The following is a 21,739-nucleotide window of genomic DNA, read 5'->3' on the forward strand; positions in this document are numbered from 1 at the left end:
TGGAGCTGAATCCAGTGGCTGACGAGGCACAACTCCGCGACTACCTCAAGAAGGCCATCGCCGACGCCCGCGATGTCCGCAAGCGGCTGCGCGAGGTCGAGGACCAGGCGCGCGAGCCGATCGCCATCGTCTCCATGGCCTGCCGCTACCCCGGCGGCGTCGCCTCGCCCGAAGACCTGTGGCGGCTCGTGGCCGACGGCGTCGACGCGGTCTCCGGATTCCCCGAGGACCGCGGCTGGGACCTGGAGGGCCTGGTCGACCCCGACCCCGACCACGCGGGCACCTCGTACACCGACCAGGGCGGCTTCCTCCAGGGTGCGGGCCTGTTCGACGCCGGGTTCTTCGGGATCTCCCCGCGCGAGGCCCTCGCGATGGACCCGCAGCAGCGGCTGCTGCTGGAGACCTCCTGGGAGGCCCTGGAACGGGCCGGCCTCGACCCGTACGCGCTCAAGGGCGCCGACGTCGCCGTGTTCTCCGGCGTCTCCGGCCAGGGGTACGGCGCCGGCGCCGGCGTGGTGACCCCGGAGGTCGAGGGCTTCGCGGGCACCGGAGCGGCGTCCTGCGTGGCCTCGGGCCGGGTGTCGTACGTCTTCGGCTTCGAGGGGCCGGCGCTGTCGATCGACACCGGCTGCTCCTCGTCGCTCGTGGCCATGCACCTCGCCGCGCAGGCGCTGCGGCGGGGCGAGTGCTCGATGGCCCTCGCCGGCGGCGCGATGGTCATGGCGACCCCCGGCTCCTTCATGGCCTTCTCCCGGCAGCGCGGCCTGGCGACCGACGGCCGCTGCAAGGCCTTCGCCGACGGCGCGGACGGCATGGGCCTCGCCGAGGGCGTCGGCGTGGTGCTGCTGGAACGGCTGTCGGTGGCCCGCGAGAAGGGCCACCGGGTGCTGGCGGTGCTGCGCGGCAGCGCCGTCAACCAGGACGGCGCCTCCAACGGCCTGACCGCCCCCAACGGCCCCTCGCAGCAGCGGGTCATCCGAGCGGCACTCGCCGGCGCCGGGATCTCCCCCTCCGACGTGGACGTGGTCGAGGGGCACGGGACGGGCACCGCGCTGGGCGACCCGATCGAGGCGCAGGCGCTGCTCGCCACGTACGGCAAGGGGCGCGACCCCGAGCGGCCACTGTGGCTGGGCTCGCTGAAGTCCAACATCGGCCACACGCAGGCCGCGGCCGGAGTCGGCAGCGTCATCAAGATGGTGGAGGCGCTGCGGCACGGGGTGATCCCCCCGACCCTGCACGCACAGCAGCCCAGCACCCAGGTGGACTGGACGGAGGGGGCCATCGAGCTGCTGACCGAGGCCCGGGAGTGGCCGCGCGACGGCCGGCCCCGCCGGGCGGGCGTCTCCTCCTTCGGGGTCAGTGGGACGAACGCGCACCTGATCCTGGAGGAGGCTCCGGCGGAGGAGGAGGCCGCGGCAGCGGTCGCGGCTTCGGCTCCGGTGGCCGGTGGTGTGGTGCCGTTGGTGGTGTCGGCGCGCAGCGCGGCCTCGCTGGCCGGTCAGGCCGGACGCCTGGCGGAGTACGCCGGCGGCGGTGCCTCCCTGGCGGAGGTCGCCGCGGCGCTGGTGGCGGAGCGTGCGCTCTTCGGTGAGCGCGCGGTGGTCGTGGCGGGGTCCGCCGACGAGGCGCGGATGCGGCTGGAGGCCCTCGCACGGGGCGAGGACGCGGCCGGTGTGGTGACCGGCAGCGCGGGTGCGCCGGGCAAGGTCGTGTGGGTGTTCCCGGGTCAGGGGTCGCAGTGGGCCGGCATGGGCCGTGAACTGCTGGACTCCTCGCCGGTGTTCGCGGCGCGGATCGCGGAGTGTGCCGCGGCGCTGGAGCCGTGGGTGGACTGGTCGCTGGTCGAGGTGCTGCGCGGCGAGGCGGCGCCGGAGCTGCTGGAGCGGGTGGACGTGCTCCAGCCCGCGAGCTTCGCCGTCATGGTCGGTCTGGCTGCCGTGTGGCGGTCCGTCGGTGTCGAGCCCGACGCCGTACTCGGCCATTCCCAGGGGGAGATCGCGGCCGCCTGCGTCTCCGGTGCGCTGTCGCTGGAGGACGCGGCCCGTGTGGTGGCGCTGCGGAGCCAGGCCATCGCGAAGGAGCTGGCGGGCCGGGGCGGGATGGCGTCGGTGGCGCTGAGTGCCGATGAGGCGGTCGCGAAGCTGGAGCGGTGGGCGGACCGGGTCGAGGTCGCCGCTGTCAACGGGCCCGCCTCGGTGGTGGTCGCCGGTGACGCCGAGGCGCTCGACGAGGCGTTGGAGGCGCTCGCCCTGGAGGGTGTCCGGGTGCGTCGGGTGGCGGTGGACTACGCCTCCCACACCCGGCACGTCGAGGCGATCGAGGGCCTGCTGGCCGAGGCCCTCGCGGGGGTCGCGGCGAAGGCTCCCGAGGTCCCGTTCTACTCGACCGTGACCGGTGGTTGGGTGGCGGAGGCCGGTGTCCTGGACGGCGGGTACTGGTACCGCAACCTGCGGAGTCAGGTGGGCTTCGGTCCGGCCGTCACCGCCCTGCTCGGCCAGGGGCACGGGGTGTTCCTGGAGGTCAGCGCGCACCCGGTGCTGGTCCAGCCGATCAGCGAGGCCGTGGACGGTGCGGGCGCCGAGGTCGTGGTGACCGGGTCGCTGCGCCGTGAGGACGGTGGCCTGCGCCGCCTGTACGCCTCCCTGGCCGAGCTGTTCGTCCGCGGCCTGGCCGTCGACTGGGCGGCGGTCCTGCCGTCCGTCACGACGGCGCGCGTCGAGCTGCCGACGTACGCCTTCGACCACCGGCACTACTGGCTCCACGCCACCGGAACACCCACCGACGCGGCCTCCCTCGGGCAGGCCGAGGCCGGCCACCCGCTGCTCGGCGCCGTGGTCCGGCTGCCGCAGTCCGACGGGCTCGTCCTCACCTCCCGCCTGTCCGTGCGTTCGCACCCCTGGCTGGCCCAGCACGCCATCGGCGGCGTGCTGCTCGTCCCCGGCACCGGACTGGTGGAACTCGCCGTGCGCGCCGGTGACGAGGTGGGCTGCGGGCTGCTGGAAGAGCTCGTCATCGAGGCGCCGCTCGTGGTCCCCGACCACGGCGGCGTACGGGTCCAGGTGGCGCTCGGCGCGCCCGGCGAGAACGGGTCGCGTCCGGTCGACGTCTACTCCCTGAGCGAGGACGCCGCCGGCGGGGACGGGTGGACCCGGCACGCCACCGGGCTCCTGTCGCCCGCCCCGGCCACACCCGCCCCGGCCTTCGACTTCGCCGCCTGGCCGCCGGCCGGTGCGCAGCCGGTCGAGGTGGACGCCCCCGCGTTCTACGACGAGCTGCGCACGCACGGTCTCGCGTACGGGCCGGCGTTCCAGGGCCTGCGGGCGGTCTGGCGGCGCGGCGAGGAGGTGTTCGCCGAGGTCGCCCTGCCCGACGAGGAGCGCAAGGAGGCCGGCGCGTTCGGCCTGCACCCGGCCCTCCTGGACGCCGCCCTCCAGGCCGGAACCTTCGCCCCCTCCGCCGGCACGGCGGGGGAGGAGGAGGCCGGGGAGCCGCGGCTGGCGTTCTCCTGGAACGGCTTCGCGCTGCACGCCGCGGGCGCCCCGGCCCTGCGGGTGCGGGTCGCGCCGAGCGGTCCGGACGCCCTGTCGTTCCAGGCCGCCGACGAGACCGGCGGGCTCGTCGTGACCCTGGACTCGCTGGTCTCCCGTCCGGTGTCCGCCCAGCAGCTGGAGACGGCGGCCCGCGGCGCGCTCTCCGACTCGCTGTTCGCGGTGGAGTGGACCGAGCTTGCGCCGCCCTCCGGGGACGCCCCGCCGTCCTGGGCGCCCGTGGCCACCGCCGACGACGTGGCGGCCCTCGCCGGGGGCGGGCAGGCGCCCGCCGTCGCGCTGCTGGAAGCCGTCGGCGACGGCGGCGAGGACGCGGTGCTTGCCCTGGCCTCCCGCGTGCTGGGCGTCGTCCAGGCCTGGCTGGCCGGGGCCGGCCCGGAGGAGTCGCGGCTGGTCGTGGCCACCCGGGGCGCGGTGCCGGCCGGTGACGGCGGTGCGGTGACCGACCCGGCCGGCTCGGCCGTGTGGGGCCTGGTGCGGGCCGCGCAGGCCGAGAACCCCGACCGGCTGGTCCTCGTCGACCTCGACCCCGCCGCCGGGGGGAACGCGGAGCCGGTGCTCGGCCCCCTCCTCGCCTGCGGCGAACCGCAGGTCGCCGTGCGCGGGACCACCCTGTCCGTCCCCCGGCTCGTCCGCACCGGCGGTGACGCCCCGGACGCACCCGCGGTGTTCGCGCCGGAAGGCACCGTCCTCGTCTCCGGCGGCGGCTCGCTGGGCTCCCTGATCGCCCGGCACCTCGTCGTCCGGCACGGCGTCCGGCACATGGTGCTGGCCAGCCGCCGCGGCCCGGAGGCCGAGGGCGTCCGGGAGCTCGTCGCCGAGCTGACGGCGGAGGGCGCCGACGTCACCGTCGCCGCCTGTGACATGTCCGACCGCGGCCAGGCCGAGGCCCTGCTGGCCTCCGTCCCGGCCGAACACCCCCTCACCGGCGTCGTCCACACCGCGGGTGTCTTCGAAGCCGGGCTGGTCGAAGCGCTGACCCCCGGACAGCTGGCGAAGCTGTTCGCGCCGAAGGTCGACGCGGTGCGCCACCTGGACGACCTCACCCGGGGCCTCGACCTGGACGCGTTCATCGTCTACTCCTCCGCCTCCTCCGTCTTCATGGGCGCCGGCAGCAGCGGCTACGCCGCCGCCAACGCCTTCCTCGACGGGCTGATGGACCACCGCCGGGCCGCCGGTCTGCCCGCCGTCTCCCTCGCCTGGGGCACCTGGGCGCACGCCACCAACATGACCACCCACCTCAGCGCCGACGACCAGGCACGCATGAGCCGCCGCGCCAGCCGCGACGGGGTCGTGGCGCTCACGCCCGCCGAGGGGACGGAACTGTTCGACGCCGCCGTCGCTGCGGGCCGGCCCCTGCTGGTGCCGGCCAAGCTGGACCTGCGGGGTGTCCGGGCCGGTGCCGCGGCGCGCGGCGGCGTCCCGCACCTGCTGCGCGGACTGGTCCCCGTGGGCCGGCAGCAGGCACGGGCGGCGGCCGCGGGCGACGGGGGCGGGCTGATGCGCCGGCTGGCCGGACTCGGCCCGGCCGAGCAGGAGGCGCTGCTCCTCGACCTGGTCCGCGCCCAGGCCGCGCTCGTGCTCGGACACACCGACCCGGCGGGCGTCCGGCCGGAGACGGCGTTCAAGGACGTCGGCTTCGACTCGCTCACCTCGGTCGAGCTGCGCAACCGGGTCCGCGAGGCGACCGGTCTGAAGCTCCCGGCCACGCTCGTCTTCGACCACCCCACCCCGCTGGTCCTCGCCCGCCACCTGCGCGACGGGCTCGGCATCGGCGACGACGCCCTGTCCCGGGTGAACTCCCGTCTGGAGGACGTCGAATCACTGATCGGCACCCTGGCCCTCGACGAGTCCATGAAGGCCGGGATCGCGCTCCGCCTCCAGGGACTGCTGGCCAGGTGCAACGGAGTGCTCGACACGTCGGACGCCCCCACGGTCGCCGACCAGCTGGAATCCGCCTCCGCAGACGAGATCTTCGAATTCATCGACGGTGAATTCGGCCTCCTCTGACGGCGGTTCAGGCCCTGCGCTCCCCTTCCACTTCGTAAGGAATCGAAAAGAATGGCCACGGACGAAAAGCTCCTCCAGTACCTCAAGCGGGTCACGGCCGAGTTGCACACCCTGAAGAAGCAGGGGTCGAACCACGCCGGCGAGCCCATCGCCGTCGTGGGCATGGCCTGCCGCCTGCCGGGCGGCGTGGCGGGCCCGGAGGACCTGTGGCGGCTGGTGTCCGAGGGCCGGGACGCGGTCTCCGGGTTCCCCGAGGACCGCGGCTGGGAGCTGGAGGGCCTCTTCCACCCCGACCCCGACCACCCCGGCACCTCGTACGTCGACCAGGGCGGCTTCCTCCAGGGTGCGGGTCTGTTCGACGCCGGGTTCTTCGGGATCTCGCCGCGCGAGGCCCTCGCGATGGACCCGCAGCAGCGGCTGCTGCTGGAGACCTCCTGGGAGGCCCTGGAGGGCGCCGGCATCGACCCCGTCTCCCTCAAGGGCACCGACGTCGGCGTGTTCTCCGGCGTGTGCAGCCAGGGCTACGGGACCGGCGCCGGAGCCATCGCCCCGGAGCTGGAGAGCTTCACCGGGACGGGCGTGGCGCCCAGCGTGGCCTCGGGCCGGGTGTCGTACGTGTTCGGCTTCGAGGGGCCCGCCGTGTCGGTGGACACCGCCTGCTCCTCCTCCCTGGTCGCCATCCACCTGGCCGCGCAGGCGCTGCGCCAGGGCGAGTGCTCCGTGGCCCTCGCGGGCGGCGCGATGGTGATGTCGACGCCCGGGACCTTCGTCGCCTTCTCCCGGCAGCGGGGCATGGCCACCGACGGCCGGTGCAAGGCGTTCGCGGACGGCGCCAACGGCATGGGCCTGGCCGAAGGCGCCGGCGTGGTCGTCCTGGAGCGGCTGTCGGTGGCCCGAGAGAAGGGCCACCGGGTGCTGGCGGTGCTGCGCGGCAGCGCCGTCAACCAGGACGGCGCCTCCAACGGCCTGACCGCCCCCAACGGCCCCTCGCAGCAGCGGGTCATCCGCAAGGCGCTGGCCGGCGCGGGACTGGTCTCGGCGGACGTTGACGTCGTCGAGGCCCACGGCACGGGCACGGCCCTCGGCGACCCGATCGAGGCCCAGGCCGTCCTCGCCACCTACGGGCAGGGGCGCGACCCCGAGCGGCCGCTGTGGCTGGGTTCGCTGAAGTCCAACATCGGCCACACGCAGGCCGCGGCGGGCGTCGCGAGCGTCATCAAGATGGTGCAGGCCCTGCGCCACGGCGTCATGCCGCCCACCCTGCACGTGGAGCGGCCCACCACCGAGGTCGACTGGACGGCGGGCGCCGTCGAACTGCTCACCGAAGGCCGGGAGTGGCCGCGCGACGGCCGGCCGCGCCGGGCGGGCGTGTCCTCGTTCGGCATCAGCGGCACGAACGCCCACCTGATCCTGGAGGAGGCCCCCGCCGAGGAGCCCGCGGCCGGTCCCGGCGCCGGGGCGGAACCCGTCCCGGTGTCCGACGGCGTGGTCCCGCTGGTGGTCTCGGCGCGCACCACCGGGTCCCTGGCCGGGCAGGCCGCGCGGCTGGCCTCGTACCTCGAGGGTGCCGACGGGGTGCCGCTCGCGGAGGTGGGCCGGGTGCTGCTGTCCGAGCGGGCGCTCCTCGCCGAGCGCGCCGTCGTCCTGGCCGGCTCCGTACCCGAGGCGCTGGCCCGGCTGCGGGCGCTGGCCCGCGGCGAGGGCGCGGCCGGTGTCGTGACCGGCGCCGCCGCCGGCGGGCCGGGCAGGGCCGTGTGGGTCTTCCCCGGCCAGGGTTCGCAGCGCGTCGGGATGGGCCGGGAGCTGTACGACCGCCACCCGGTGTTCGCCGAGGCGTTCGACGCCGCCTGCGAGCACCTCGACGCCGCCCTGGCCGGCCGGGTCGACCACCCGGTACGGGACGTGGTGCTCGGCCGGACGCCCGGTGCCGCCGGGCTCCTCGACCGGACCGTGTACACCCAGGCGGGCCTGTTCGCCGTGGAGAGCGCCCTGTTCCGGCTGCTGGAGTCCTGGGGACTCCGGCCGGACGCCGTGATCGGCCATTCGGTCGGCGAGATCACCGCCGCCCACGCGGCCGGCGCCCTCACCCTGCCCGACGCGGCGCGGCTGGTCGCGGCCCGCGGCCGGCTGATGCAGGCGCTGCCCCCGGGCGGTGCGATGGTCGCCGTGGCCGTCGGGGAGGAGGAGGCCGCCGAGCTGCTCGGCGACGGCGTCGAGCTCGCGGCCGTCAACGGCCCCGCCTCGGTGGTGCTCTCCGGCGAGGAGGCCGCCGTGCTCGCCGCGGCCGCCGTGATGCGCGAGCGCGGCCACAAGACGAAGCGGCTGGCGGTCTCGCACGCGTTCCACTCCGCCCGCATGGAGCCCATGCTGGCCGAGTTCGCCGCGGAGCTGGCCGGAGTGGCCTGGCAGGAGCCGGCCGTCCCGGTGGTCTCCAACGTCACCGGCCGGCTCGCCGGACCCGGCGAGCTCACCGACCCGCAGTACTGGGCGGAGCACGTCCGCCGGCCGGTGCGGTTCGCCGAGGGGATCGCCGCCGCCGTGGAATCCGGCGCCACCCTCTTCCTGGAAGTCGGCCCGGGCGGCGCGCTGACCGGGCTGGTCGCGGAGAGCGCCGCCGCGGCGGGCGCCGGGACGGTGACGGCCGTCGCGGCCCTGCGCGACGGCCGCCCCGAGGAGCAGACGCTGATGGCCTCCGTGGCCGAGCTGTTCGTCCGCGGCGCGGCCGCGGACTGGAGCGCGGCCCTGCCGGCGTCCGCGACGACCGGACGGGTGAACCTGCCGACGTACGCCTTCGAGCACCAGCACTACTGGCTGAAGGAAGCGGCCGCCGCGACCGACGCCGTCGCGCTCGGCCAGACGGCGGCCGACCACCCCATGCTGGGAGCGGTCGTGCGGCTGCCGCAGCTGGACGGGCTCGTCTTCACCTCGCGGCTGTCGCTGCGGACCCACCCCTGGCTCGCCGACCACGCCGTGGGCGGGGTCGTGCTCGTCCCGGGCACCGGCCTCGTGGAGCTGGCCGTGCGGGCCGGTGACGAGGCCGGGTGCGGGGTGCTGGAGGAGCTCGTCGTCGAGGCGCCGCTGGTGGTCCCCGACCGCGGCGGGGTCCGGGTCCAGGTCGCCGTCGGCGCGCCCGGCGCGAACGGCTCGCGCACCGTGGAGGTCCACTCCCTGCGCGAGGACGCGGACGACGAGGACGCGTGGACGCGGCACGCCGCCGGCACCCTGTCCGCCGCGGCCCGGCCGGCCGGCAGCGGCTTCGACTTCGCCGCCTGGCCGCCCGCCGGCGCCCGGCCCGTCGAGGTCGGGGACTTCTACGGGGAGCTCGTCGGCCGCGGTTACGGGTACGGGCCCGCGTTCCAGGGCCTGCGGGCGGTGTGGCGGCGCGGCGAGGAGCTCTTCGGCGAGGTCGCCCTGCCGGAGGAGCAGCGCAAGGACGCCGACCGCTTCGGCATCCACCCCGCGCTGCTGGATGCCGCCCTGCACACCGGGATGTTCGGCGTCCCGGCGGACGCACCGGCCGACGGGGAGGCCGTGGAAGCGGTGCTGCCGTTCGCGTGGAACGGGCTGGTGCTGCGCGCCTCCGGTGCTTCGGTGCTGCGCGTGCGGCTCGTGCCCGGCGGGCCCGGCGCCGTGTCCCTGGAGGCCGCCGACGAGGCCGGCGGCCTGGTGGTCACCCTGGACTCGCTGGTGTCCCGCCCGGTCTCCGCCGAGCAGCTCGGCGCCGCGGCCGCACCGGCCGTCACCGACGCCCTGTTCGGGGTGGAATGGGCGCCGCTGACCCCGGCCGAGGGGGCCGTGGCCGAGCCGGTGTGGACGCCGGTGGCCACCGCCGAGGACGTGGCGGCGCTGGAGCGCGACGGCCGGGTGCCGGCGGTCGCGCTGCTGGAGGCCGTCGGCGGCGAGGACTCCGCCCTGGCCCTGACCTCCCGGGTGCTGGGCGTCGTCCAGGCCTGGCTGGCCGGTACGGGCCTGGAGGAGTCCCGGCTCGTCGTGGCCACCCGGGGTGCGGTGCCCGCCGGTGACGGCGCCGTGGGCGACCCCGCGGGCGCGGCGGTGTGGGGCCTGGTGCGCGTCGCCCAGGTGGAGAACCCGGACCGGATCGTCCTGATCGACACCGACCCCGCCTCCGGTGCGGGAGCGGAGCCGGTGCTGGGCGCCGTCCTCGCCGGCGGCGAGCCGCAGGCAGCGGTCCGCGCCGGCGTGCTCTCGGCGCCCCGGCTCGCCCGGACGGCCGCCCAGGTCCCCGATGCCCCGTCCGTGTTCGCGCCGGAGGGCACCGTCCTGATCACCGGCGGCACCGGCTCGCTGGGCGCCCTCGTCGCCCGGCACCTGGTCGCCCGGCACGGCGTACGGCACCTGCTGCTGGCCAGCCGCCGCGGACCGGCCGCCGAGGGCGTGGAGGCACTGGTCGCCGAGCTGACCGGGCAGGGTGCCGCCGTCTCGGTGGCGGCCTGTGACGTCTCCGACCGCGCGCAGGCGGAGGCGCTGCTCGCGTCGGTGCCGGCCGCGCACCCGCTGACCGGCGTCGTGCACACGGCGGGCGTGCTCGACGACGGGGTGATCGGAGCGCTGACCCCGGAGCGGCTGGCCGGGGTGTTCGCCCCGAAGGTCGACGCGGTCCGGCACCTGGACGAGCTGACCCGGGGCCTCGGCCTCGCCGCCTTCGTGGTGTTCTCCTCCGCCTCCGGCGTCTTCGGATCCGCCGGCCAGGGCAACTACGCGGCGGCCAACGCCTTCCTCGACGGGCTGATGGCCCACCGCCGGGCCGCCGGGGAGCAGGGCCTGTCGCTGGCCTGGGGCCTGTGGGAGCAGACCTCCGGCATGACCGCCGACCTCAGCGCCGTCGACCAGGCGCGCATGAGCCGGGGCGGCGCGCTGGCCATCTCCGCGGTGGAGGGCATGGAGCTTTTCGACGCCGCCCTGGTGGCGGAGCGGGCCCTGCTGGTGCCGATCAAGCTGGACCTGCGCGGGGCGCGGGCAGGCGCCGCGGCGGGTGGCGGCGTTCCGCACCTGCTGCGCGGCCTGGTCCGCTCCGGCCGCCAGCAGGCCCGGGCGCAGTCCGCCGGGGACGGCGGCCTGGTCCGCCGGCTCGCCGGTCTCGGCGAGGAGGAGCGGGAGGCCCTCCTGCTGGACCTGGTGCGCTCCGAGGCCGCCGTCGTCCTCGGCCACACCGGTCCGGGCGGGGTCCGGGCCGACACGGCGTTCAAGGACGCCGGGTTCGACTCCCTCACCTCCGTCGAGCTCCGCAACCGGATGCGCGAGGCGACCGGCCTGAAGCTCCCGGCCACGCTGGTCTTCGACTACCCGACCCCGCTGGCCCTCGCCCGCTACCTGCGCGAGGAGTTCGGGGACGCGGCCGCGGCCGGATCCCCGGCGCCGGCCGTGGCGTCCGCCGTCGTGGATCCGGACGAGCCGATCGCCATCGTGGGCATGGCCTGCCGTCTGCCGGGCGGGGTGGCCGGTCCGGAGGACCTGTGGCGGCTGGTGTCCGAGGGGCGTGAGGGCATGTCCTCGTTCCCGGACAACCGGGGCTGGGACCTGGACGGCCTGTTCGACCCCGACCCCGACAGTGCGGGCACCTCGTACACCAGCCAGGGCGGCTTCGTCGACGGCGCGGGCCTCTTCGACCCGGCGTTCTTCGGGATCTCGCCGCGCGAGGCGCTCGCGATGGACCCGCAGCAGCGGCTGCTGCTGGAGACCTCCTGGGAGGCGCTGGAGCGGGTCGGCGTGGACCCGTTCTCGCTGAAGGGAACCGACGTCGGCGTGTTCGCCGGCGTGTCCAGCCAGGGATACGGAGCCGGCGTGGCCGCCCCGGAACTGGAGGGCTTCGCCAGCACCGGCACGGCGGCGAGCGTGGCGTCGGGCCGCGTGTCGTACGTGTTCGGCTTCGAGGGCCCGGCGGTCACCGTGGACACGGCGTGTTCCTCGTCGCTGGTCGCCATGCACCTGGCGGCGCAGGCGCTGCGGCAGGGCGAGTGCTCGATGGCCCTCGCCGGTGGCGCGACGGTGATGGCGACCCCGGTCTCCTTCGTCGAGTTCTCCCGGCAGCGGGGCCTCGCCGGGGACGGCCGCTGCAAGGCGTACGCCGACGGCGCGGACGGAACCGGCTGGGCCGAGGGCGTGGGCCTGGTGGTGCTGGAGCGGCTGTCGGTGGCCCGAGAGAAGGGCCACCGGGTGCTGGCGGTGCTGCGCGGCAGCGCCGTCAACCAGGACGGGGCTTCGAACGGCCTGACCGCGCCCAACGGCCCTTCGCAGCAGCGGGTCATCCGCAAGGCGCTGCAGAGCGCCGGGCTCGCGGCGTCGGATGTGGACGTGGTCGAGGGGCACGGGACGGGCACCGCGCTGGGCGACCCGATCGAGGCGCAGGCGCTGCTCGCCACGTACGGCAAGGGGCGCGACCCCGAGCGGCCGCTGTGGCTGGGTTCGCTGAAGTCCAACATCGGCCACACGCAGGCCGCGGCGGGCGTCGCGAGCGTGATCAAGATGGTGCAGTCGATGCGCCACGGCATCATGCCGCCGACGCTGCACGTGGACGCGCCGACGCGGCAGGTGGACTGGTCCGAGGGGGCCATCGAGCTGCTGACCGAGGCCCGGGACTGGTCGCGCGGCGCCCACCCGCGCCGGGCGGGCGTGTCCTCGTTCGGCATCAGCGGGACGAACGCGCACCTGATCCTGGAGGAGGCCCCGGCGGAGGAGGATGCCGCGGCAGCGGTCGCGGCTTCGGCTCCGGTGGCCGGTGGTGTGGTGCCGTTGGTGGTGTCGGCGCGCAGCGCGGCCTCGCTGGCCGGTCGGGCCGGACGCCTGGCCGGGTTCGTGGAGGGTACCGAGGGGGTTTCCCTGGCGGAGGTGGCCGGGGCTCTGGCGTCGGGTCGGTCGGTCTTCGGGGAGCGTGCGGTCGTTACGGCCGGGTCCGCCGAGGAGGCCGTCGCGGGGCTACGGGCGCTGGCCCGCGGCGAGGACGCGGCCGGTGTCGTGACCGGCAGCGCGGGCTCGGCCGCGCCGGGCCGGACCGTGTGGGTGTTCCCGGGTCAGGGGTCGCAGTGGGCCGGTATGGGACGTGAACTGCTGGATTCCTCGCCGGTGTTCGCGGCGCGCATCGCGGAGTGCGCGACCGCCCTGGAGCGGTGGGTGGACTGGTCGCTGGTCGAGGTGCTGCGGGGTGAGGCGGTGCCGGAGCTGCTGGAGCGGGTGGAGGTGCTCCAGCCCGCCAGCTTCGCGGTGATGGTCGGTCTGGCGGCCGTGTGGGCTTCGCTGGGTGTCCGTCCCGACGCGGTGGTCGGTCACTCGCAGGGTGAGATCGCTGCTGCCTGCGTGGCGGGTGCGCTGTCGTTGGAGGACGCGGCCCGTGTGGTGGCGCTGCGCAGTCAGGCCATCGCCAAGGAGCTGGCCGGCCGGGGCGGGATGGCGTCGGTGGCGCTGAGCGCCGAGGAGGCGGCCTCGAAGCTGGAGCGTTGGGCGGACCGGGTCGAGGTGGCGGCGGTCAACAGCCCGTCGTCCGTGGTCGTCGCCGGTGACGCCGAGGCACTCGACGAGGCGTTGGAGGCGCTCGCCTTCGAGGGCGTCCGGGTCCGCCGGGTCGCGGTGGACTACGCCTCCCACAGCCGGCACGTCGAAGCCGTCGAGAGCACGCTCGCCGAGACCCTCGCCGGGATCGCGGCGAAGGCGCCGACGGTGCCCTTCTACTCCACGGTCTCCGGGAGCTGGATCGAGGACGCCGACGTCCTGGACGGCGGATACTGGTACCGCAACCTGCGCGGCCAGGTCGGCTTCGGCCCGGCCGTCGCCGAACTGACCGGCCAGGGCTACGGGGTGTTCCTGGAGGTCAGCGCCCACCCGGTGCTCGTCCAGCCCGTCACCGAGACCGTCGACGGCCTCGACGCCGACGCCGTGGTGACCGGCTCCCTGCGCCGCGAGGACGGCGGAACGCGCCGCCTGCTGACCTCCCTCGCCGAGCTGTTCGTCGGCGGAGTGGCGGTGGACTGGGCCGCGGTCCTGCCGCCCGTGACGACGGCGCACGTCGAACTGCCGACGTACGCCTTCGACCACCGGCACTTCTGGATCCAGGCCGCCGAACCGGCCACCGACGCGGCCTCGCTGGGCCTCGCAGGGGTCGAACACCCCCTGCTCGGCGCGGTGGTCCAGCTGCCGCAGTCCGACGGGCTGCTCTGCACCTCCCGCCTCTCCCTGCGCACGCACGCCTGGCTCGCCGACCACGCGGTCGACGGAGTGGTCATCGTCCCCGGTACCGGACTGGTCGAGCTGGCCGTGCGCGCCGGTGACGAGGCCGGATGCGAGCTGCTGGAGGAGCTCGTGATCGAGGCGCCGCTCGTGGTCCCCGCACAGGGCGGGGTCCAGGTGCAGGTCGCCGTCGGCGGTCCCGGACCGAGCGGCTCGCGCACCGTGGAGATCTACTCCCGCCGCGAGGGCGCCTCCGACGGGGACGGGTGGACGCGGCACGCCTCCGGCACGCTGGCCGCCGCCGCCGCGGCGGGCGGCCGCCCCGGCAGCGGCTTCGACTTCGCCGCCTGGCCGCCGGCCGGCGCGGAACCCGTCGACATCAGCGGCGGCTACGAGGCGATCGCCGGGGTCGGCTACGGGTACGGGCCGGCGTTCCGGGCCGTACGGGCGGTGTGGCGGCGCGGTGGGGAACTCTTCGCCGAGGCCGCCCTCCCCGAGGAGCACCGCGGCGAAGCCGGCCGGTACGGCATCCACCCGGCGCTGCTGGACGCCGCCCTGCACTCGCCGCTGCTGAACGGCGCGGCGCAGCCCCCGTCGGCCGGGGGCGAAGGCCAGGAGCTGCGGCTGCCGTTCGCATGGAACGGGCTGGCCCTGCACGCGGCCGGGGCGCCGGCGCTGCGCGTCCGCCTCTCCCAGCCGGAGCCCGGAGCACTGGCCCTGGAAGCGGCGGACGAGACCGGCCGGCCGGTGGTGACCCTGGACTCCCTGGTGTCCCGGGTGGTGTCCGCCGAGCAGCTGGAGACGGCCGCGGGCACGGCCCGCCCCGCCAACCCGCTGTTCCGGGTGGAGTGGGCCGAGCTGCCGCAGACGCAGGCCGGCGGGGCCGCCCCCTCGTGGGTGGCCGTGGCCACCGCCGAAGAGGTGGCGACCCTGGCCGACGACGTGCTCGAAGGCCGGACGGCCGCCCCGGCGCTGGCCGTCCTGGAGGCAGCCACCGGGGCCGCCCCGCTCCCCGCGGGCGAGGACCCGGTGCTGCACCTGGCCGACCGGGTGCTGGAGGTCGTCCAGTGCTGGCTGGCCGGGGCCGGGCTGGAGGAGTCGCGGCTGCTGGTCGTGACCCGGGGTGCGGTACCCGCGGCCGGCGAGGCCACCGTGACCGATCCGGCCGGCTCGGCCGTGTGGGGCCTGGTGCGGGCCGCGCAGGCGGAGAACCCCGACCGGATCGTCCTGCTGGACACCGACCCCGCCGCCGAGGGCGGGCCGGAGCCGGTCCTCGGTGCGGCGCTGGCCTGCGGTGAGCCGCAGCTGGCGGTGCGGGGAGCGGCTCTGTTCGTGCCGCGCCTCGCCCGTGTCGCGGGGTCGGCGCAGGAGGCTCCGGTGGTCTTCGCGCCGGAGGGCACCGTCCTGGTGTCCGGTGCCGGTTCGCTGGGCGCGCTCGCGGCCCGGCACCTGGTCGCCCGGCACGGCGTACGGCACCTGCTGCTGGCCAGCCGCCGCGGATGGCAGGCCGAAGGGATCGAGGAACTGGTCGCCGAGCTGACCGGGCACGGCGCCACCGTCTCGGTGGCGGCCTGCGACCTCTCCGACCGCGGGCAGGTCGCCGGACTGCTGGCGTCCCTCCCCGCGGAACACCCGCTCACCGGGGTCGTGCACACCGCCGGCGTCACCGACGACGGGGTGATCGGCATGCTGACCCCCGAGCGGCTGGCGCGGGTGTTCGCGCCGAAGGTCGACGCGGTCCGGCACCTGGACGAGCTGACGCGGGGTGTGGACCTGGACGCGTTCGTCGTCTACTCCTCGGTCTCCGCCGTGTTCATGGGTGCGGGCAGCGGCAGTTACGCGGCCGCCAACGCCTTCCTCGACGGCCTGATGGCCCACCGCCGGGCCGCCGGCCTGCCGGGCCTCTCGCTGGCCTGGGGCCTGTGGGACCAGACCGACGGAGGCATGGCGGCCGGCACCGACGAGGTCGTCAAGGCCCGGCTCAACCGGCGCGGCGGCCTGAGGGCGATGACCCCGGCGGAGGGGATGGAACTCTTCGACGCCGCCCTCGGATCCGGGCAGGCGCTGCTGGTGCCCGCCAAGCTGGACCTGAGGGGCGTCCGCAGCGGCTCGGCGGCGGGTGGCGGCGTACCGCACCTGCTGCGCGGGCTGGTCAAGGCCGCCCGCCAGCAGGCGCAGGCCGGAGCGGGAGCCGAGGAGGGCCGGCAGCTGCCCGAGCGGCTGGCCGCACTGTCCGCCGCCGAGCAGCGGAAGGTGCTGCTCGACCTGGTGCGGGCGCAGGTGGCCGCCGTCCTGGGATACAGCGCGAACCACCACTTCGACGCCGACCAGGGGCTGTTCGAGATCGGCTTCGACTCCCTCACCGCCATCGAGCTCCGCAACAGGCTCCGCACCCTCGCGGAACGGAAGCTCTCTCCCAACCTCGTGTTCGACCACCCGACGCCGGGACTGCTCGCCGGATACCTGCACGAGCTGCTGTGCGGTGCCCGGGCCGCCGGTCCCGCGGCCGTCTGAGGCCCGAACTCCGAAAGAAGGTGCACGACATGTTCGACGTGGGCAGGTACCTGCAGCGCATCGGCTGCGCGGGGGAAACCGGGGTGGACATCGCCACCCTGCGGAAACTGCACAAGCACCACCTCATGGCGATTCCGTACAACGGGGTCACCGAGAACTACGAAGACGGCGTGAACCTCGTCGACATCGACGAGGACGCCATGTTCGAAACGACCGTCATGAACGGCCGGGGCGGCACCTGTTTCCAGCTGAACCGCCTTTTCCTCCGGCTCCTGCGCGAACTCGGCTACGACGTGACGCTGATGGCGGCCCGGACCGCGGAAGGGGCCGAGGCATTCGCGCTCGATGTCGAGCACATGTTCAGTCGCGTCGCGCTGGACGGGCAGGAATGGCTCGTGGACGTTGGATATCCTGGGCCTTCCTACATCGAGCCGCTGCTGGTCACCGACGCGGTGCAGACCCAGTACCGGTGCCAGTACCGGCTGGTCGACCGCGGGAACGAGATCGCCCTCCAGCGCCGCGGAGCCGTCACCAGGTGGAGCGTCGTCTACACCTTCACGATGGAATCCCGCCGGTGGAGCGACTGGAAGGCCATGGAGGACCTCCTCAGGGAGATCCTGGCGGAGGAAAGGCCGCGCGACGGCCGCGAAATCCTGTGCGGCCGGAGTTTCGAGAACGGCCAGGCCGTACTCAAGGGGCGCCGCCACCTGACGGTCCGTGACGGCCGCGAACAGGCCCGCACCATCACGGACGACAACGAGCACCGGGCGCTGATCCACAGCATCCTCTCCGGTGAACCCGGCTGAATCCGCCCCGTTCGCCGACTTCTTCCGTACACCGGCCGCGGGGAAATGCCCCGCGGCCGGGTCAGCAAATGAATCCGAAGGGAAATGTGATGGCAAACGACACGACCGACGTGATCGTGATCGGCGGAGGACCGGCCGGCGCCGTCAGCGCCACCGTGCTCGCCAAGCAGGGGCACAACGTGGTGCTGCTCGAACGCGACGAGTTCCCCCGCTTCCACATAGGCGAGTCCCTGCTGCCCTACATGATGGGCATGTTCGACCAGATCGGCCTGCGCGAGGCCGTGGAGGCCCAGGGCTACGTCCCCAAGTTCGGCGGCGAGTTCATCGACCCGACCGAGAAGAAGTTCTTCGAGGGCGTCTTCCGCGCCGACTTCACCAAGCAGGGCGACGGCCGCTACTCCAGCGCCTTCCAGGTCGAGCGCGCCCGGTTCGACACGATGCTCACCGAGCAGGCCGCCGCGGCCGGTGCGCGGGTCCTCTTCGGGGCGAACGTCAGCGAACTGCTCATGGAGGGCGACCGCATGGTCGGCGTCCGTTACGAGCGCGAGGGCGAGCAGCACGAGGTCCGCTCCAGGTACGTCATCGACGCGAGCGGCCGCGCCGGCCGGATCGCCAACCGCTTCGGCCTGCGCAAGACGCTGGAGAAGCTCCGCATGGTCGCCGTGTTCCGGCACTACGCCGGGCTCGACGAGAGCCACAACCTCGGTGTCGAGGGCGACATCCAGGTCGGCGCCCACGACGACGGCTGGGTCTGGGCGATCCCGCTCTCCAAGGACGCCATCAGCGTCGGCACGGTCATGCCCCGCGACGTGCTGCGCGGCTCGACCCCCGAGAAGGCGTTCGAGGAGCACGTGGGCCGCATCCCGCGGATCACCGCCCGCCTGACCGGCACCCACCCCACCAGCGACCTCCGCGTCGAGACCGACTACTGCTACCACTCCGACACGGTCACCGGCCCCGGCTGGGTCATGGTCGGCGACGCTGGCTGCTTCGGCGACCCGATGTTCTCCGGCGGCGTCCTGGTGGCCACGGCCACCGCCGTCCGCGCCGCCGAGACGATCGGCGCCGCCCTCGACGACCCGGCCGCCGAGGACCACCTGATCGACCGGTACGCGAGCTTCTTCAAGACCGGCTACGACACCTACATCCGGCTCATCCACGCCTACTACGACGGCGAGCTGGTCGCCGTGGCCGCGGACGCCGCCCGCTCCACGGACCGCGACACCCTGGAGAAGTACCTCGTCCGCCTCATCGGCGGCGACTTCTGGAGCGAGCACAACCCGGTCGCCCAGGAGATGCGCAAGCGCACCGAATGGGACACGTTCGCGCCGTTCAAGCGGGTCTTCGGCTGCCCCGCCTACCCGCACCTGGACGAGGCCGACCGCAAGGAGCGGGCCGAGTCCCGCGTCCGCAGGGCGACGGCGGGCAAGTAGGCGGACCATGGCTTCCATTCCTCTGCGCCTCAGAGACCATTCGTACGAGGTACTCATCGGCCCGGGCGTGCGCGCGTCGCTCGCCGGGACCGTCCAGCGACTGGGCGCCAGACGGGCCGTCGTCGTGTCGGCCCGCCCGGAGGAATGGGTGCCCGACACCGGGGTGGAGACCCTGCTGCTGCCGGCCCGGGACGGCGAGCGGGACAAGACCCTCAGCACGGTGGAGGCGCTGTGCGGTGAGTTCGTGCGGTTCGGGCTCACCCGCTCCGACGTCGTCGTCTCCTGCGGCGGCGGAACCACCACCGACGTGGTCGGACTCGCGGCGGCGCTCTACCACCGGGGCGTCCCCGTGGTCCACCTGCCCACCACGCTGCTCGCCCAGGTCGACGCCAGCGTCGGCGGGAAGACAGCGGTGAACCTGCCGGCCGGCAAGAACCTGGTCGGCGCCTACTGGCAGCCCAGCGCCGTGCTGTGCGACACCGACTACCTCTCCACCCTGCCCATCCGGGAGGTGCTCAACGGGCTCGGCGAGATAGCCCGCTGCCACTTCATCGGCGCGGGCGACCTGCGGGGGCTGTCGCTGCCGGAGCAGATCACCGCCAGCGTCACCCTCAAGGCCGGCATCGTGGAGCGGGACGAACGGGACGCCGGACCGCGGCACCTGCTCAACTACGGCCACACCCTGGGCCACGCGCTGGAACGGGCCACCGACTTCGCGCTGCGCCACGGCGAGGCCGTCGCCATCGGCACGGTCTTCGCCGGCCGCCTCGCCGGGGCCCTCGGGCGCATCGGCGAGGAGCGGGTGCGCGAGCACCAGGAGGTCGTCGGGTCCTACGGCCTCCCCACGGCCCTGCCCGAAGGACCCGCCACCGAGACGCTCGTCCGGCTGATGCGGCACGACAAGAAGGCCCTCACCGGCCTCACGTTCGTGCTGGACGGGCCGGACGGCGCGGAACTGGTGGACGACGTACCGCACGCGGTGGTCGCGGACGTCCTGGACCGGATGCCCCGGGCGGGCCTGGCCGATCTGATCGGCGAACCCGCGCCCGGAGCCCCCTCGAACGATGCGGTTCTCACATGACGCGCACGATGCAGTGGCCGGACGCTCCCCACGCGCCGGCCGGCACCGCCCCGCCCCCCGACCCGGCACTGGCCGCCCGGCTGGAGGCGGCGCTGGCCAGACCGGCCGCACAGCAGCCGCCCTGGCCGGACCCCGGGCCGGTCCGGGAGGTACGGGAGCGGCTGTCGCGGGCCGAACCCCTCGTGACCCGGGCCGAGACGGCACGGCTGGGCGCAGCCCTCGCGGCCGTCGCCCGCGGCGAGGCCTTCCTCGTCCAGGGCGGCGACTGCGCCGAGACCTTCGCCGCGAACACCGAAGCCCACGTACGGGCCAACCTGCGCAGCCTCGTGGACATGGCCGCGGTCCTCGGCCGCCGCACCGGACTGCCCGTCGTCAAGGTCGCCCGGCTCGCCGGCCAGTACGCCAAACCGCGCTCCCAGAACCTCGACGCGCAGGGCCTGCCCGTCTACCGCGGCGACATGGTCAACTCGCTGCTGCCCACCCCGGCCGCCCGCACCCCCGACCCCTGGCGGATGCTGCGGGCCCACGCCCACGCGGCGGCCGCGATGGACCTCGTCCGCGCGTTCGGCGCGGAAACGGCCACGGACGCGGGCGGCGGCGAGATCCACGTCGGCCACGAGGCGCTCCTCCTCGACTACGAGCGCTCCCTGCTGCGGCCCGACACCAGCGGGCCCGAGCCCCGCCTGTCCAGCGCGCTGGGCCACTTCCTGTGGATCGGGGAGCGCACCCGCGGGCTCGACGGCGCCCACATCGCCTTCGCGGAGCTCCTCTCCAACCCGATCGGCCTCAAGATCGGACCGGGCACCACCCCGGAGGCGGCCGCCGCCTACGTACGCCGGCTCGACCCGTACCGCGAACCAGGACGGCTGACCCTCATCAGCCGCATGGGGCACGACCGGATCCGCGAGGTCCTGCCGGCCATCGTCGAGGAGGTCACCGCCTCCGGCCACCGGGTGGTGTGGCAGTGCGATCCCATGCACGGCAACACCTACACCTCGGCCAACGGGTACAAGACCCGCGACGTCCGGCACATAGCCGACGAGATCGCCGGATTCTTCGAAGTGCACCGGCGCCTGGGAACCCATCCCGGCGGAATTCACATCGAAATGACGGGCGAGGACGTCACCGAATGCGTCGGCGGCTCCTGCGGAATCACGGAAGGCGATCTCCCCGCCCGCTACCGAACGGCCTGCGACCCCCGGCTCAACGCGGAACAGGCGAAGGAAATAGCCTCCCTGACCGCGGAGACGGCGGCGGCCGCGGTCACCGGATCCGGGACGGTGGCGCGATGACCGGACACCCCGCCGCCGGCATCCCCGTCAGCGGCACCACCCGGCTGTACGCCGTCCTCGGCGACCCCGTCGCCCAGGTCCGGGCCCCGTCCCTGATGAACCCGCTCTTCGCGGAGCTGGGCATCGACGCGGTCCTCGTCCCGGTGCACGTCCGGCCCGAACACCTCGAACGGGTCGTCCGCGGCCTGCAGCGCGTCGAGAACCTCGACGGCATGTTCGTCACGGTGCCCCACAAGGTGGCCGTGCGCCGGCTCGCCGACCGCTGCGGTCCCACCGTGGACGTCGTCGGCAGCGCCAACGTGCTGCGCCGGGAGCCCGACGGCAGCTGGCTGGCCGAGAACTTCGACGGCTCGGGCTTCGTGTCCGGCCTGGTCGGCGCCGGACACGACCCCCGGGGCAGGAGGGTCGCGCTCGTCGGGGCGGGCGGTGCCGGCAGCGCCGTCGCCGCCGCCCTGCTGGCGGCCGGCGCCGACCGGCTCGCCCTGTACGACACGGACGCCGCGACACTGGGCGCCCTCGCCGCCCGCCTGGAGGCGCACTGGCCCGGACGGGTCCGCGCCCTGCCCGGGCCCGACCTGCGCGACGCGGACATCGCCGTCAACGCGACCCCCCTGGGCATGCGCCCCGACGACCCGCTCCCGTTCCCCCTGGACGCCCTGCCCGCGGGCGCGGTCGTGGCGGACGTCGTCATGAAGCCCCACGAGACGCGGCTGCTGCGCGAAGCGGCCGCACTGGGCCACCCCGTCCTTCACGGGATTCACATGCTAGAGGGCCAACTGAATTCATATCGAGCGTTCTTCGACGTGCAGTGAAATCCCCCGAGAACTACCGGACCGAGGGATGCGCAGGCGCATTCCGAGACCTACGTTGGACCGGT

General features: G+C 75.0%; 7 protein-coding genes. All 7 read left to right on the top strand.

The genetic code is table 11. The annotated features are described in order from the left end of the window. Positions 1–14: 14 nt before the first annotated feature. Positions 15–5,558 carry a type I polyketide synthase gene (locus AB0469_RS11380; RefSeq protein WP_366451100.1) on the top strand — a complete coding sequence of 1,848 codons (5,544 nt, stop codon included), beginning with the start codon at positions 15–17 and terminating at the stop codon, positions 5,556–5,558. A 51-nt stretch (positions 5,559–5,609) separates the two neighbouring features. Continuing rightward, positions 5,610–16,250: a type I polyketide synthase gene (locus AB0469_RS11385; protein ID WP_366451101.1), complete on the top strand. Its 10,641-nt coding sequence runs from the start codon at positions 5,610–5,612 to the stop codon at positions 16,248–16,250. Positions 16,251–16,279: 29 nt separating this feature from the next. Next, positions 16,280–17,056 (top strand): arylamine N-acetyltransferase, encoded by a 777-nt coding sequence (locus AB0469_RS11390; RefSeq protein WP_366451102.1) that lies wholly within the window; start codon positions 16,280–16,282, stop codon positions 17,054–17,056. An 89-nt stretch (positions 17,057–17,145) separates the two neighbouring features. Beyond that, positions 17,146–18,489, top strand: a complete 1,344-nt coding sequence (locus tag AB0469_RS11395; protein ID WP_366451103.1) for an NAD(P)/FAD-dependent oxidoreductase — start codon at positions 17,146–17,148, stop codon at positions 18,487–18,489. Between the two features lie 7 nt (positions 18,490–18,496). Beyond that, positions 18,497–19,570, top strand: a complete 1,074-nt coding sequence (locus AB0469_RS11400) for a 3-dehydroquinate synthase family protein (protein WP_366451104.1) — start codon at positions 18,497–18,499, stop codon at positions 19,568–19,570. Then, positions 19,567–20,862, top strand: coding sequence for a 3-deoxy-7-phosphoheptulonate synthase (locus tag AB0469_RS11405; RefSeq protein WP_366451105.1), 1,296 nt, complete (start codon positions 19,567–19,569; stop codon positions 20,860–20,862). Before AB0469_RS11400 ends, AB0469_RS11405 begins: the two co-directional genes overlap by 4 nt. Further along, complete coding sequence (locus AB0469_RS11410) at positions 20,859–21,674, top strand: shikimate dehydrogenase (RefSeq protein ID WP_366451106.1); 816 nt, start codon at positions 20,859–20,861, stop codon at positions 21,672–21,674. The genes AB0469_RS11405 and AB0469_RS11410 overlap by 4 nt, the downstream gene beginning before the upstream one ends. The last annotated feature ends 65 nt before the right edge of the window (positions 21,675–21,739 follow it).

This window comes from Streptomyces sp. NPDC093801 (assembly GCF_040701585.1).
GTDB lineage: Bacteria > Actinomycetota > Actinomycetes > Streptomycetales > Streptomycetaceae > Streptomyces.

Coding starts and splice junctions, on each gene's coding strand:
- AB0469_RS11395 (WP_366451103.1), top strand. CDS start 17,146: ATGGCAAACGACACGACCGACGTGATCGTGATCGGCGGAGGACCGGCC.
- AB0469_RS11410 (WP_366451106.1), top strand. CDS start 20,859: ATGACCGGACACCCCGCCGCCGGCATCCCCGTCAGCGGCACCACCCGG.
- AB0469_RS11405 (WP_366451105.1), top strand. CDS start 19,567: ATGACGCGCACGATGCAGTGGCCGGACGCTCCCCACGCGCCGGCCGGC.
- AB0469_RS11390 (WP_366451102.1), top strand. CDS start 16,280: ATGTTCGACGTGGGCAGGTACCTGCAGCGCATCGGCTGCGCGGGGGAA.
- AB0469_RS11400 (WP_366451104.1), top strand. CDS start 18,497: ATGGCTTCCATTCCTCTGCGCCTCAGAGACCATTCGTACGAGGTACTC.
- AB0469_RS11385 (WP_366451101.1), top strand. CDS start 5,610: ATGGCCACGGACGAAAAGCTCCTCCAGTACCTCAAGCGGGTCACGGCC.